Genomic DNA, 13,839 nt, shown 5'->3' with positions numbered 1-13,839 from the left:
CGTGTGCGGTGGGCCAGCAACCGCGTGGAACGTGGCAGGGGCCCTCCGCTGAGATCATACGTCGCACCGTCTGGCCGAACGGGGGAGCTGAAGGGGTTGCAGCGTCCCGTTGACACTGTTCAGGGCCACGAGGAGACTTTCTTTTGGGGAGTGCCTCTTCGAAAGGAGCCCGAAATGCCGTGGCATATCGAGGGCACATATTTTGAGAATTGCAATTGCAACATGGTCTGCCCGTGTACGGCTTCAGGGCAGACGGCACCGGCGGATAACGAACGTTGCAACGTGGCCTTGGCTTTCCACGTCGAGACCGGCGAAGTAAACGGTGTCGACGTCGGGGGTCTGACAGTCTGCGTCCTAGCCGACACTCCGGCACTGATGAGTGACGGCGGCTGGAAAATCGGACTTTTGCTGGACGCCGCCGCCTCAGCTGAGCAGGCCGAAGCGCTCGGTGCAGTCTTCGGCGGCCAGCTCGGCGGACCCATGGAGGGCCTCGCCCCCCTGATCGGTGAAATGGCGGGCATGGAGTCCCTAACCATGGCCTACGCCGACGACGGGCGGGTCCACCAGGTTCAGATTGGCAGTGCCGTAGAGATGGTGGTCGAGGACTTCGTGTCACCCTTTGACGCCACAGGACGAGGAGTGAGAATCAGTGGCGTTGGATTCCCTGTTGACACCTTGGCAGCTGGCACATCCAGTACCGCCCGCGTTGAGGTGCTCGGGATGACCTGGGACAACGCCGGCAAGAACTCCTTCTCGGCCCCCTTCGCCTGGTCCGCCTAAGTGCCCGGCAGGAGCAGCCTCACGCTCAGCCGCCATGCCGCAGAGTTGGCACTGATCGGGTGTGCCGCCTTGGCGTGGTATGTCACGTTCTCCGGCCTCGCCAACATGTCCACGGGGCCGGGAACCATGGGTCTGGGGCTCCTGGGCTTCCTGGGCGTCTGGACGCTGATGATGGCGGCCATGATGCTGCCGGCGCTGGCGCCTCTCACCTCGACGTACCTCAGGTCGATCCGTGCCGTCCGCAGCCGCCGGGTCCGTGCCATCCGGACCACCGCCCTGGTTGGCGGTTACCTTTTGACGTGGATCGGATTTGGAGTCGTTGCCTACGCCGCCGCGGCGCTCGCCGGGTTGCTTGCTGAGGGCGCGGCGGATGTCGCACCCTGGGTGGGAGCCGGAGTGCTCGTGGCGGCCGGCGCCTACCAGCTGACGCCGCTGAAGGATTTCTGTCTCCGGCACTGCCGGTCGCCGGTAGCGTTCCTGTTGCACGTATCCGGGTACAAGGGCCGCCTGCGGGATGTCCGCGTTGGCATGTACCACGGGGTGTATTGCGTGGGTTGCTGTTGGGGGCTGATGGTGGTGCTCATTGCTGTGGGCGTGATGAACCTGGCATGGATGGCGGTGCTCACGGCGGTGATCTTCCTGGAGAAGACGTGGAAATACGGGCCCGCCCTCAGCCGGATCACTGGCGTCGCACTGATCGTGTTCGCGCTCTTCGTTCCTGCCCACCCGGAGTTGCTGCCAGGTCTCCACATGATGACGGCCATGTGAGGAAAGGCAACCACAGCAGCCCCTTGGTCAACGGCTACAGGGCTTGGATGGTTTGATTGGTCGGTGCTCCGTTTCAAACGTCTTTTGGTTTTCAGCGTGTTCGCAGTCTGCGTCATCACCGCATTCTCGTTCTGGGCAGTCCGGCAGCCCGGTGCCGACGCTCGCGGGGCACTTGCCCCGCCGCCGAGGGCGGGAGCGAAACTCGCCACCTCCTCCGGCCTCACCACCGCCGTGAACGTCACCCGGAGCGCTGATGCCGAGTGGCTCACCCGGGCCGCCGCGCTGACCGGCATCCCGGCCCGTGCGCTCCGTGCCTACGTTGCTGCTGCAGCCACGGCCAACGATTCCGCTCCGGGGTGCAGGATCGGCTGGAATACCGTGGCCGCCGTCGGCTTCGTTGAATCGGCGCACGGAACCTACGGCGGCGGCAACCTCAACACTGCAGGGCAGGCGAGCGGGCCAATCATCGGTCCGAGCCTCAACGGCGCCGGATTCGCCGCCATCGCGGACACGGACGCGGGAGCCCTCGACGGTGACGCCCGCTGGGACCACGCCGTCGGACCCATGCAGTTCATTCCCTCCACGTGGCGGCTTGTAGGGCGGGACGGCAACGGGGACGGAACAGCGGACCCGTTCAATATTGACGACGCCGCGCTCAGCGCGGCGGTATATCTGTGCGCCCACGGCCGTGACCTTTCGACCGCGCAAGGGTGGACCGGCGCCATCTACTCCTACAACCAGTCCGATTCCTACCTGAGGCAGGTTCGGGCCGAAGCCACCGCCTACGCCGAGAAGGCGGGCACCTCTTGAGCCGTGGGGTTCGATCACCATAGAGTGACCGCAGACGACAAGCCCAGGAGATGACATGTCCCTCGTCCGCGTGCACAACTTCTCGATCTCGCTCGACGGCTTCGGCACCGGCGAGGGCCAGAAACTCGACGCTCCGTTCGGCCACGCAGGCTCACGGCTCATGGAGTGGGCCTTCGAGACACGTACCTTCCGCCAGATGGGCTTCCACGGGGAGTCGGAGGGATCCTTCGGCGTCGATGAGGCGTTTGCGAGCGGCTGGGGGCCCGGCGTCGGTGTGGAGATCATGGGGCGCAACAAGTTCGGCCCGCAACGCGGCCCCTGGGAGGACGAGGAATGGAAGGGATGGTGGGGTGATAACCCTGTCTTCCACACACCAGTCGTTGTCCTGACCCACCATCCGCGGCCGGTATTGGAAATGGAAGGTGGGACTACCTTCCATTTCGTCGACGCCGACCCTGTCACCGCGCTCAAGCAGGCACGCGCCCTGGCAGGTGACCTCGACGTCCGGATCGGCGGTGGCGTCAGCACGGTCCGACAGTTCCTCGAAGCCGATCTGATCGACCACATGCACATCGTCGTCGTGCCGATCCTCCTTGGCCGGGGCGAACGGCTCTGGGACGGACTCGAGGGACTCGAGCAGCGCTTTGACATCGAAACGACTCCTTCTCCAGCGGGAGTCGTCCACATGATCTTCACCCGTCGCACGCCCCGGTAGGCAGACTGGTGCCGTGAGCGGAATCCGGTGGGTGCTGCATGTCGATCTCGACCAGTTCATCGCGGCGGTCGAAGTACTGCGGCGGCCGGAGCTGGCGGGCAAACCGATCATCGTTGGCGGGCGGGGCGACCCCACGGAACGGGCTGTGGTGTCGACCGCATCCTACGAGGCCAGGGCCTTCGGTGTGGGTTCCGGAATGCCCTTGCGCGTTGCCGCCCGGAAAGTGCCCGACGCCGTGATCCTTCCCGTTGACCATGAGGCCTACCTCGCCGCCTCTGAAACGGTCATGGCGACCTTGCGTGCGCAGCCCGGCGCCACCGTGCAGGTGCTGGGCTGGGACGAAGCCTTTGTCGGCATTGAGTCAGCGGATCCGGAGGCCTATGCCCGGCAAGTGCAGGCCGCCGTCCTGGACCGGACACGGCTGCACTGCAGCGTGGGCATCGGCGATACCCTGGTCCGGGCCAAGGTCGCCACCGGTTTCGGCAAGCCGGCCGGCGTCTTCCGGCTCACGGCCGGAAACTGGCTCGAGGTCATGGGGGCTCGTCCCACCAAGGAACTGTGGGGCGTGGGGACCAAGGTCTCCGCCCGGCTGGCCAAACTGGGCATCAACACCGTCTCCGAGCTCGCCGCCTCGAACCCTACGGACCTGGTCCCGGAGTTCGGCCCCAGGATGGGTCCCTGGTACGCGGAGCTCGGACGCGGGGACGGCGCCAGCGTTGTGGACGACACCCCGTGGGTGGCGCGCGGGCACAGCCGGGAGACAACCTTCCAGCAGGACCTGACCGAACCGGCCCAGGTGGACGCCGCCATCAGGGAGCTGGCGGCGCGGGTCCTGGAGGACGTAGCAGCCGAAGGACGGCCCGTGATTGGGCTGACCCTGAAGGTGCGGTACGCGCCGTTTACGACCACGACCCACGCGCGGAAGATTCCCCAGACTCTCGACCGGAACGAAATTCTCGCGCGGACCCTGGACCTCGCCGCCGGAATCGAAGCGGGCCGGCCCATCCGTCTTCTTGGCCTGCGGGCCGAAATGGCAATGCCTGACGAAGCCCGAAAGAGCCATACCCCGACGCGCGGCGGCTGGTGACCTCGCAATTCCGTTCAGGCGCGGTAGCCAATCAGCTTCATCATTTCCCTTGGCAAAGAACGAGCGCGCAACTTCCACTGCCCTGGCGTTGTTCCTCACAGTGGTCGGTGCACCATCAGGTTTGCGCCCCGCCGCCGGCCGGTAAAGCGCCGTCGCGTTATGGTTGGTCCAACACGTCTATATCGGGAGGGCGCATGCCGTACGTCGTTGATTTCCAGAACGTTTCCACTGTCGGCCTGGAGTCATCCCCGGTCGCCGAGGCGCTCGCCGGGCTGCGCGCCAACGAGGCCCGCTATTACCGCAACAAGTACGACCACGTCCTCACCGTCAGCCCTGCCGGCGAGGTTCCGGAGGTCGTAGAACGGGTCGGCCGCATCCTCAGGGAGGAGCGGGAGATCGTCATCGGCTCGCGGCCGCTCGAGGCCGCCGGCTTCGAAGTCGACGGCTTGCGGATGGACTATGTGTTCTACGAGTCGGGCCTGTCCATCAACGTCATGTACAGCATCGGGGACGGCGGGAAGCGGGCAGTGGGCTTCAAACTGTCCGAGGGCATGGAGGTCCCGGAAGAACTGGCAGCTTTCAAGTTCGCCCGGCAAAAATCAAAGCTGGCCGGCGTCATCCGCGGCTCCTACTTCGTGATCAAGGGCCAGTACTGATCAGCGGCCGCGGCGCCCCTCCCACGCCCCGTACAGCAGCGGAACAACCGAGACGATCATCAGCACGCCGCCGAGCACGGCGTCGTCCGCCCGTACGATGGAACCCGCGATCAGCAGGGCGCCGAAGATCAGCGCCGATGCCGCCCGCCGCACCGTGCGGTCCAGCCGCGCCAGCTGACGTTCCAGCCGGGGATTGGCCACGGACAGTGAACCGTCCTCGATCCGGGTGACCAGTCCATCCAGGCGTTTCGGCAGTCGAAGGGCAATCCCGGCGGCGTCGAGCGCTTGCTGGGCCACATCCTGCACCACGTTGCCGCGCTCGTCGCGGAGCAGCTGCGCCGCGTAGGGCTCGACGGAGTCCCACAGATTGAACCGGTCATCCAGTGAACTGCACACACCCGAGGTCAGCGACATCGCCCGGATAATGAGCAGGAAGTTTTCCGGCAACTGGAACGGCAGCGAGCGCACCAGGTCGCCGAATTCCACGGCAAACTCCAGGAACTCCCGCTGGTTCACCTCGCGAAGCTGGGCGAATCCCATCCCGCCAAACCGGGCGAACAGGTGCGTCATCGCCCGCTCAAGCTCCGCCCGGTCGGCCGACGGCACCAGCACGCCCACGTCGCTGATCGCGTTCACGAGGCCCTTGCCGTCACGCGAGGCTGCCGCGATCAGCAACTTCCGCAGGCCCCTCCGAGTGCCGGGAGGAACCTCGCCCATCATGCCGAAGTCGATGAACGTCAGCTTCCAGGGGCGCCCCTCGGATGCATCGGTGACAGGGGTGACGAAGATGTTGCCCGGGTGCGGATCGGCGTGGAAGAAGCCGTTGGTGAACAGCTGGTCGAACATCACCGAGGCGAAGACAGGCGCAACCTTCGCCGGATCGATGCCCGCCGCACGAAGTGCCACCGCATCCGTGATTTTGATCGCCGTGACATCTTCGAGCACGAGCACGCGGCGGGTGCTCCACTCCCAGGCGACGCCGGGCGCCTCCACCCGATCGTCCTCGGCGAAATCGGCCGCAAAACGCTCCGCGTTCGCCGCCTCGTGCAGGTAGTCGATCTCTTCAAAACTGGTCTGGGCAAACTCTTCGATCAGGGCAGGGACGTCCGCGCGGTCGGACACCAGACGCACATGGCTGAGCCAGCCGCCCACTTTGCGCAGTGCCGCCAGGTCGACGTCGACGATCGCCTCGATGCCGGGCCGCTGCACTTTCACGACCACGCCGTGGAGCCCGGCATCGGCGGCGTTGGCGGGCAGGAGCTGCGCCCGGTGGGCCTGCCCGAGGGAGGCGGCGGCGAGGGGCGTCTCCTCGACCGAGGCAAACACCTGGTCCAGCGGCGCGCCCAGCTCCGCCTCGGCGAGGGCGCGGACGGCCGGGAACGGCACGGGCGGGACCTCGTCCTGAAGGCCCTCCAGCTCCTTGGTGATCTCGGGCGGAAGCACGTCGAGCCTGGAGGACAGGAATTGGCCAACCTTGATCATCAGGCCGCCCAGCTCCACCGCGAGCACGTGGAAGCGTTGAGCGAAGCTCCGCATCCGCTTGGCCCTGGTTCGCTCGGCGATTCTGCCCAGGCCGACGCGGGGGAGGAGCAACTCAAACCACCAGGTCACCGCTAGGTGCCACGCGGCGAACCGCAGGATGCGACGGTAACGGGCGCGGGTGTCCCCGGCGCCGGGTACCGGGTCTGCTCGCTCCCGACGGGCCGCCGCCACCCCCGTCAGTCCTGGGCGAGAATCGAATACAGCCGGCGGCGTGCCTCGTCGAGCACCGCCACCGCCTGCTGCACCTGCTCCGGTGAGCCCGTGCGACCCACCTGGGCCGCGGCCTGCGCGAGCTCGACGCCTGCCTTGGGGAGTGCGGCGAAGCCGGGGCCCGACGCCGGGCCCGTGGCCTCCCATGGGGCTGACGCCTCCCCGTGCGCTGCGTCCTCCCGGCCAGCGTCGGTCAGCGAGTAGATCTTGCGGCCGTTGGACTCCTCGGCCCGGATCAATCCCTCATCGGCCAGCAGCTGCAGGGTGGGGTAGACGGAGCCGGCGCTCGGCTTCCAGCTGCCGTTGCTGCGCTCCTCAATCTCACGGATGATCTGGTAGCCATGCATGGGCCGTTCCGCGAGCAGGGCCAGCACGGCCGACCGTACCTCGCCTCGCCCCGCACGGGTGCCCGAGCGCTTCTCGAACCTCGAACGCAGCTCTTCGACGGCCTGCCACATGCCATCAATGTTGGGAGCGCCAAAGCCGCCCATCGGGTGTGAATTGCGCATGTTGCTCTCCTTAGTGGATCACGAACGATACCTAACGATACATCCCGATATGCGCGAAAAACAGTGGCTCAGGACGCATGATCCTAGGGCCTGGAGCCGGTCAGCCCGACACGGTCCCCCTACTGAACGATTCCAGCCGGGACTGCAGCTCCCAGTACGGAGTGGCCGCCGGCGCCCGCCTGCCGTCACGCAGGGCGTTGACCACATTCACTGCCGCGTCGATTGCCGCGCGGTACGGCAGGGAGCCGGAGCTCACCCGGCGGACCCCCAGTTCACCCAGTTCGGCAACGGTCAGCGTGGGATGGGCCAGTACGTTGACCGGCAGTGCAATACCGGCGGTGATGGTCTGGATGTCCTCCGGTACCACCAGGCCGGGGACAAAGATTCCGTCCGCGCCGGCTTCGGCGTAGGCGCGGGCACGGAGCAGGACGGCGTCAACGGTGGCTTGTTCACCGAACCAGATGTTGTCCACTCTGGCGTTGATGAACACGGCCGGGCTGCGGTGCTTGACGGCGGCAATCTTGCCGGCGGAGACTGCAGGGGCGATCAGGTGCCCGGCCGTGCTGTCCTCCAGGTTGATCCCGGCCACGCCCATGGCCGCCAGTCGGGCCACAAGTTCCGCCACCTCGGCAGGGTCATCGGAATAGCCGTCCTCGATGTCCGCCGTGACGTGGACAGGCAGCCGGCACAGCTGTTCCACGAGCGCTGCGGTTGCCGCCTTGCTGGACCGGCCGCCGTCCGGCATGCCGGCACTCGCCGCAATGCCAAAACTGGTGGTTCCGATCGTCGGGAAGCCCGCTGCTACAAACGCCACGGCGGATCCCATGTCCCATGCGTTGGGCAGCACCAGGGGCGCTTCAGCGTGGTGGAGTTGTGCAAAAGTTGACGTGTTTACGTCCCTGTCCATGTCCCCGTCCACTCCCTGCCATCCGGATCGGCCAATACCGTTCATTCTATTAACGCGGCCGGGCGCCGCAAGGGCCGGTGTCCGCCGGGCTAAGCGCCGGTGCAGCGGGGGCGGACGGCGATCCAGCAACCAGGCGCGGGGCGTGGCCGCAGCGTGTTAAGGTCGGTTCGGCATCACCCATCCAGGCGTGCACATCGACCGAGAGGACGACAGGATGAACGCGAATCGCAAGGTGACGGTGCTGGGCACTGGCATCATGGGGGCCGCGATGGCCCGGAACCTGCTGAAGGCTGGGCACGAGGTCCATGTGTGGAACCGGGACCCGGCCAAGACCGTCCCGCTGGCCGACGCCGGGGCGCAGGTAGCGCTGTCCCCAGCCGAAGCGGTCCGGGGAGCGGACGTGGTACTGACGATGCTGTATGACTTCGCCGCCGTGAGCGACGTGATCCGGCAGGCGGCCCCGGGAGTCCGGCCGGGCACCGCATGGGTCCAGTCGACGACCGTCGGGGTGCGCGACGCAGCGGCCCTTGCAGACCTAGCCGCAGAGGTGGGCCTCGAATTGGTGGATGCGCCGGTTTCCGGCACCCGTGAGCCGGCCGAGTCCGGCCAACTACTTGTCATCGCGGCAGCGCCCGAGGCTCTGCGTGAGCGCGTGGCGCCGGTTCTGGACGCAATCGGCTCCCGCACCATCTGGACCGGTCAGGATCCGGCCGCGGGCTCGGCAACCCGGCTCAAGCTCGTCGTCAACAGCTGGGTGATCGCCGCCGCGAACGCGGCCGGGGAAATTCTGGCGCTCGCGGAGGCCCTTGACGTGGACCCCCGGCAGTTCTTTGACCTGGTCAAGGGCGGCGGCCTGGACCTGCCGTTCCTGCGAACCAAGGCCGAGCTGATCCTCGAAGACCGCCTCGAACCCGCGTCCTTCGGCGTCGACACGTCGCTGAAAGACGCGCACCTGATCCTCGACGCCGCCCGCGAACACGGCCTGCGGCTCGACGGCGCCGAGGCGGCGGCTGCGCGGCTCGAACGAGCCGCCGCCGCGGGCCGCTCGAAGCAGGACCTGGCCGCTGCCTACTTCGCCAGTACCGGGAAGGATGCCTGAAGGCTGGAACAGCCGGACCTTCCTGGCAGGGACGGACATGGCCGGTCCTGGGGACCGGCCATGTCCGTCCGACCACCGGGAGTCAGGCGACCTGGGCCTTCAGCCCGGCGGCCTCGATCGCCGTCGTCGCCGCCGTCTCGTCGTTGTCCGAGCTGTCGCCGGTGATGCCGACGGCACCGAGGAGCGTGCCGTCGTGCTCGCGTACCAGCACGCCGCCGGGCACCGGGATGAGCCGGCCGCCCAGGGCGGCAGTCGTCGCCGCGATGAAGTAGGCCTGCTGCTCGGCGCGCTCCATGATGGCACGCGAGCCCATCCCGAGGGCCAGCGCCCCGTAGGCTTTGCCCTGCGCGATCTCAAAGCGGTTGTTCGACGCGCCGTCCTGGCGCGCCGCAGCGATCACGTGGCCGCCGGCGTCGAGGACGACGACGGTCAGGGGTTTGAAGCCGCGCTCCGCCCCGGCCGCGAGGGCGTCGCTGATGATGGACTGTGCGGATTCCAGTGTCAGGCTCACGATGCGTTCCTCGCCAGATTCTCGGTGTGCTTGTGGGCGGCACGGCGCCGGTGCAGGACCGGCTCGGTGTAGCCGGATGGTTGAGCGGCGCCCTCGAGCACGAGCTCGCGGGCGGCCAGGAAGGCCTCGCCGTCGAACGCGGGGGACATGGGCGTGTAGTCGGGGTCTGCGGCGTTCTGTTCGTCCACGACGGCGGCCATGCGCCGCAGGGACGCTTCCACTTCCTCCGTGGTCACGACGCCGTGCAGCAGCCAGTTGGCGACGTGCTGTGAGCTGATCCGGCAGGTTGCACGGTCCTCCATCAGGGCCGTGCCGTTGATGTCGGGGACCTTGGAGCACCCGACGCCGTCGTTCACCCAGCGGACGATGTAGCCGAGCGTGCTCTGGATGTTGTTGTCCAGCTCGTTGCGCCGGGCGTCGGCGGACCAGCCGGCGGGGTCGCCGACGGGGATGGTCAGCAACTGCCGCAGTGTCGAGCGGCGCTTCCCGGCGAGTTCGGCCTGCCGGGCGTCCACATCGACCTGGTGGTAGTGGATGGCGTGCAGCGTCGCGGCTGTCGGTGAGGGGACCCAGGCGCAGTCGGCACCGGCGAGCGGGTGGGCGACCTTCTGCTTGAGCATGTCCGCCATGTTGTCCGGAGCCGCCCACATGCCCTTGCCAATCTGGGCCCGCCCGCTGAAGCCGCACTCCAGCCCGATGTCGACGTTGGCGTCCTCGTAGGCCTTGATCCAGCTGGAGTCGCGCATGTCTGCCTTGCGGACCATGGGGCCGGCCAGCATCGAGGTGTGGATCTCATCGCCGGTTCGGTCCAGGAAGCCCGTGTTAATGAACGCCACGCGCTCCCGTGCCTCCCAGATGCACGCCTTCAGGTTTGCCGACGTGCGGCGTTCTTCGTCCATGATGCCGATCTTGAGGGTGAGCGGTTCGAGGCCCAGTATGGCCTCGGCGCCGGCCAGCAGGGCGCAGGCCACGGCGACCTCACCCGGCCCGTGCATCTTCGGCTTCACGATGTAAACGGACCCGGCCCGGGAGTTGTGGCCGGCGTGCGGGCCGCGGAGGTCGTGCACGGAGCCCAGGGTTGTAAACAGGGCATCCAGGATCTCCTCGGGAACCGGAGCGCCGGAAGCGTCGAGGACGGCGTCGCTGGTCATCAGGTGGCCCACCTGGCGGATCAGCAGCAGCGAGCGGCCGGGCAGGATCAGCTCCGAGCCGTCGGGTGCCGTGTAGACACGGTCGGCGTTGAGCCGCCGGGTGTAGGTGCGGCCGCCCTTTTCGACGTCGGCAGTCAGGGTGCCCTGCATCAACTGCAGCCAGTTGCGGTATCCCGCGACCTTATCCGCGGCATCGACGGCCGCCACGGAGTCTTCGAGGTCCATGATGGCCGTGATGGCGGACTCCAACACGATGTCCTTGACACCGGCCGGGTCGCCCGAGCCGATGGGGTGGCTACGGTCAATCTGGATCTCCACGTGCAGGCCGTGGTGTACGAGCAGTACCGACTCGGGTTCGGCCGCCGCTCCCCGGAAACCGGCGAATTGGCCCGGCTCGGCCAGCGCCTGCGGGCCGTTAGGGGTCTCGGCGACGAGTGCGCCGTCGGCGATGCGGTAGGAGGTGACCTCGGTATGCGATCCGGCCGCCAGGGGAGTGTGCTCATCCAAGAACTGCCGCCCGCGTGCGACGACGGCGGCTCCGCGGACCGGGTTGTAGCCGCCGGTGTGCTCGCGTCCGTCCGCGTCGTCGATGACATCGGTACCGTACAGCGCATCGTAGAGCGAGCCCCAGCGGGCGTTGGCGGCGTTGGCCGCGAACCGCGCATTCAGCAGGGGGACCACCAGCTGCGGACCGGAGACCGTTGCGATCTCGGGGTCAACCCGCTCGGTTTCGATGGCGAAGTCTCCGGGTTCCTCCACCAGGTACCCGATCGAGCGGAGGAACTCCTCATACGCCTCGGGATCCGCGGCTGCCGCGCCGTGTGCCCGGTGGTACTCGTCGATCTGCTGCTGCGTTCGGTCGCGGATGTCCAGCAACTCGTGCACGCGCGGCGAGAACTCCCCGATGAGCCCGGCGGCGCCGGCCCAGAATGCGTCCGCCCCGATCCCGGTCCCGGGGAGCGCTTCGTCCCGAACGAAGGCGTAGAGCTCTTCGGCGACGCTCAGCCCGTTAGTCTCCACGTGATTCGGCATACCGGCCACCTCTCAGATATTTCGTAGCTAAATAATTTCGTATTGTGGAATTTAAATACCAATATATAAAACCTAGCCAGCGACGTGCCGCGTGTCAACGCCGAGTGCCGGGATTGCGCGCGGCTGCGCCGCGCCGGACAACAGCGGTTGACTGTGACCTGGATCGCACATACTCTCGGTCACTGAATATCACTGAACAAAAGATCTATTTCACGATGCGGAAACCGCTGTGGGTACTGATGCCACAGTGCTATCCCAGTGCCCACCGATTGCTCGGAGAAAACAAAGGAGTTTTTGTGAGTCCAAGGTTTGAGCCGTTTCAGCAAGTCGTCGATCCGATAGCGGGTTCGCTCGCCATCTCAGCCGTGATCGCCGCACTGCCGCTGTTGCTGCTATTTGTCCTGCTCGGGGTTTTCCGGGTCAAGGCGCCCAAGGCAGCCATCGCGAGCCTGTTGCTGTCCATTGTGCTCGCCATCGTGGGCTGGCATATGCCCTTCGGCCAGGTGCTGAGCGCCGCGGGCCAGGGTGCCTTCTACGCTATTTTTCCGATCCTCTGGATCCTCATCAACGCGCTGTGGATCTACAAGCTCACCGTGGACACGCCCTGGTTCGAGGTGTTGGGCCGGACCATCCGCTCCATCTCCAATGACCTGCGCATCCTGGCGATCCTGATCGCGTTCTGCTTCGGTGCGCTGCTGGAGGCGCTGGCGGGCTTCGGCGCTCCGGTGGCAATTTCCGGCGCGATGCTCATGGCAGCCGGCATGAAACCGCTGAAGTCAGCCATCGTGGCGCTGCTGGCCAACACCGCTCCCGTGGCTTTCGGGGCGATGGCCGCGCCGATCATTGCCCTCAACGGTGTCACCGGCATCCCGCTGCACGACCTCAGCTCCATGGCAGGCCGCCAGACGCCGTTCGTTGCGGTGCTCGTGCCACTCATCCTTGTCTTCATCGTCGATGGCAAGCGCGGCGTCCGGCAGACCTGGCCGGTGGCCGTGGTGTCAGGCATCGTCTTCGGCCTGGCGCAGTTCGTCGCCTCGAACTTCCTGGTTGTTGAGCTCACCGACGTCGTCGCCGCCATTGCCACCGTGGCTGTGGTACTGGTCATGCTGAAGTTCTGGCAGCCGGCCCAGATCATCGGAATGCACGAAGTCGCGGGCGGCGCTGCTGCCGACGTCGAGCTTGTCAGTGCCGGAGCGCAGTCCCGTACCGGCTACGGAACGTCGTCCGGTCTTGGCGGCGTAAGCCGGAACGGCGCCCCCGTCCCCGCCGGAACGACCGGGACGTCGGACGCCGCGGTGAGGCCCTCCAACAGCGAAGTGTGGATGGCTGTTGCCCCGTATCTGATCATCATGGCCGTGTTCTCCATCGCGCAGATCCCGGCCGTCAAGATCTGGCTCACGGCCGTGGGCTCGGTGACGTTCGAATGGCCGGGCCTGGATGCGGTGGATCCCGACGGGAAACCGGTCGCCGCCCACAAGTTCAAGCTCGACCACCTCAAGGCCACCGGCACCCTGCTCCTGATCTCGGGCATTATCACCATGGCGCTGTACAAGCTGGCACCCCTGCGGGGAATCCGGATCTACCGCGACACCCTCTTACAGTTGCGCTGGACCATCGTCTCGGTGACCTCCGTCCTGGCCCTGGCCTTTGTCATGAACGTCTCGGGGCAGACCAACTCTCTGGGCATTGCGCTGGCATCCGCCGGAGGCTTCTTCGCCTTCCTGTCCCCGCTGCTTGGCTGGATCGGCGTTGCGCTCACCGGCTCGGACACCTCGTCCAACTCCCTGTTCGGGCAACTGCAGGTTACGGCCGCGCAGCAGACGGGGCTCTCGCCGACGCTGATGGCGGCGTCCAACTCCTCGGCCGGGGTCCTCGGAAAGATGCTGTCCCTGCAGAACCTGGCCGTGGCCGCCGCGGCGGTTGGGCTGGACGGGGCGGAGAGTGTCCTGTTCCGGAAGCTCATCGGCTGGAGCCTGGCACTGCTGGCGTTCCTGACCATCCTGATCTTCCTGCAGTCCACCCCGGTGCTGGGCTGGATGGTTCCCTGAGACACCGAGACCGA

13 protein-coding genes are annotated in these 13,839 nt (G+C 66.8%); 8 read left to right on the top strand and 5 right to left on the bottom strand.

Annotation, left to right across the window (positions count from 1 at the left end):
* Positions 1–174 precede the first annotated feature (174 nt).
* The 6 genes from ACZ5Z0_RS02370 to ACZ5Z0_RS02345 all read left to right on the top strand — a co-directional run bounded on the left by ACZ5Z0_RS02370 (position 175) and on the right by ACZ5Z0_RS02345 (position 4,816).
* Positions 175–780, top strand: a complete 606-nt coding sequence (locus ACZ5Z0_RS02370; RefSeq protein ID WP_464109729.1) for a DUF1326 domain-containing protein — start codon at positions 175–177, stop codon at positions 778–780.
* A 69-nt stretch (positions 781–849) separates the two neighbouring features.
* Positions 850–1,548: a DUF2182 domain-containing protein gene (locus tag ACZ5Z0_RS02365; RefSeq protein WP_464109728.1), complete on the top strand. Its 699-nt coding sequence runs from the start codon at positions 850–852 to the stop codon at positions 1,546–1,548.
* A 63-nt stretch (positions 1,549–1,611) separates the two neighbouring features.
* Positions 1,612–2,358, top strand: a complete 747-nt coding sequence (locus tag ACZ5Z0_RS02360; RefSeq protein WP_464109727.1) for a lytic transglycosylase domain-containing protein — start codon at positions 1,612–1,614, stop codon at positions 2,356–2,358.
* Positions 2,359–2,413: 55 nt separating this feature from the next.
* On the top strand, positions 2,414–3,073 hold the full coding sequence (locus ACZ5Z0_RS02355; RefSeq protein ID WP_464109726.1) for a dihydrofolate reductase family protein: 660 nt from the start codon (positions 2,414–2,416) through the stop codon (positions 3,071–3,073).
* A 13-nt stretch (positions 3,074–3,086) separates the two neighbouring features.
* Positions 3,087–4,160 (top strand): DNA polymerase IV, encoded by a 1,074-nt coding sequence (locus ACZ5Z0_RS02350; protein ID WP_464109725.1) that lies wholly within the window; start codon positions 3,087–3,089, stop codon positions 4,158–4,160.
* 194 nt (positions 4,161–4,354) lie between these two features.
* Positions 4,355–4,816, top strand: a complete 462-nt coding sequence (locus tag ACZ5Z0_RS02345) for a phage tail protein (protein ID WP_464109724.1) — start codon at positions 4,355–4,357, stop codon at positions 4,814–4,816.
* Here the strand turns inward: ACZ5Z0_RS02345 and ACZ5Z0_RS02340 are convergent, their stop codons facing one another.
* From ACZ5Z0_RS02340 to ACZ5Z0_RS02330, 3 genes are all read right to left on the bottom strand, one after another.
* A complete protein-coding gene (locus ACZ5Z0_RS02340; RefSeq protein WP_464109723.1) occupies positions 4,817–6,352 on the bottom strand; it encodes an ABC1 kinase family protein in 1,536 nt (511 codons plus the stop codon). It abuts the gene before it with no gap.
* Positions 6,353–6,534: 182 nt separating this feature from the next.
* A complete protein-coding gene (locus ACZ5Z0_RS02335; protein WP_464109722.1) occupies positions 6,535–7,077 on the bottom strand; it encodes a PadR family transcriptional regulator in 543 nt (180 codons plus the stop codon).
* 100 nt (positions 7,078–7,177) lie between these two features.
* Positions 7,178–7,903, bottom strand: coding sequence for an isocitrate lyase/PEP mutase family protein (locus tag ACZ5Z0_RS02330; RefSeq protein ID WP_464110688.1), 726 nt, complete (start codon positions 7,901–7,903; stop codon positions 7,178–7,180).
* Between the two features lie 295 nt (positions 7,904–8,198).
* Here ACZ5Z0_RS02330 and ACZ5Z0_RS02325 point away from each other — a divergent pair, with 295 nt between their 5' ends.
* On the top strand, positions 8,199–9,083 hold the full coding sequence (locus ACZ5Z0_RS02325) for an NAD(P)-dependent oxidoreductase (RefSeq protein WP_464109721.1): 885 nt from the start codon (positions 8,199–8,201) through the stop codon (positions 9,081–9,083).
* Between the two features lie 82 nt (positions 9,084–9,165).
* Here the strand turns inward: ACZ5Z0_RS02325 and ACZ5Z0_RS02320 are convergent, their stop codons facing one another.
* Together ACZ5Z0_RS02320 and ACZ5Z0_RS02315 are read right to left on the bottom strand one after the other, a co-directional pair.
* A complete protein-coding gene (locus ACZ5Z0_RS02320; protein ID WP_464109720.1) occupies positions 9,166–9,594 on the bottom strand; it encodes a GlcG/HbpS family heme-binding protein in 429 nt (142 codons plus the stop codon).
* Entirely contained in the window at positions 9,591–11,777 is a 2,187-nt protein-coding gene (locus tag ACZ5Z0_RS02315; RefSeq protein ID WP_464109719.1) for a malate synthase G, read from the bottom strand. Before ACZ5Z0_RS02315 ends, ACZ5Z0_RS02320 begins: the two co-directional genes overlap by 4 nt.
* A gap of 296 nt (positions 11,778–12,073) precedes the next feature.
* On the opposite strand from ACZ5Z0_RS02315, the gene ACZ5Z0_RS02310 reads away from it, so the two are divergent.
* Complete coding sequence (locus tag ACZ5Z0_RS02310) at positions 12,074–13,825, top strand: L-lactate permease (RefSeq protein ID WP_464109718.1); 1,752 nt, start codon at positions 12,074–12,076, stop codon at positions 13,823–13,825.
* The last annotated feature ends 14 nt before the right edge of the window (positions 13,826–13,839 follow it).

This window comes from Arthrobacter sp. T2-23 (assembly GCF_055398325.1).
Note: the sequence above shows the minus strand (reverse complement) of the source record. Positions and strands in the feature narration are given on the sequence as shown.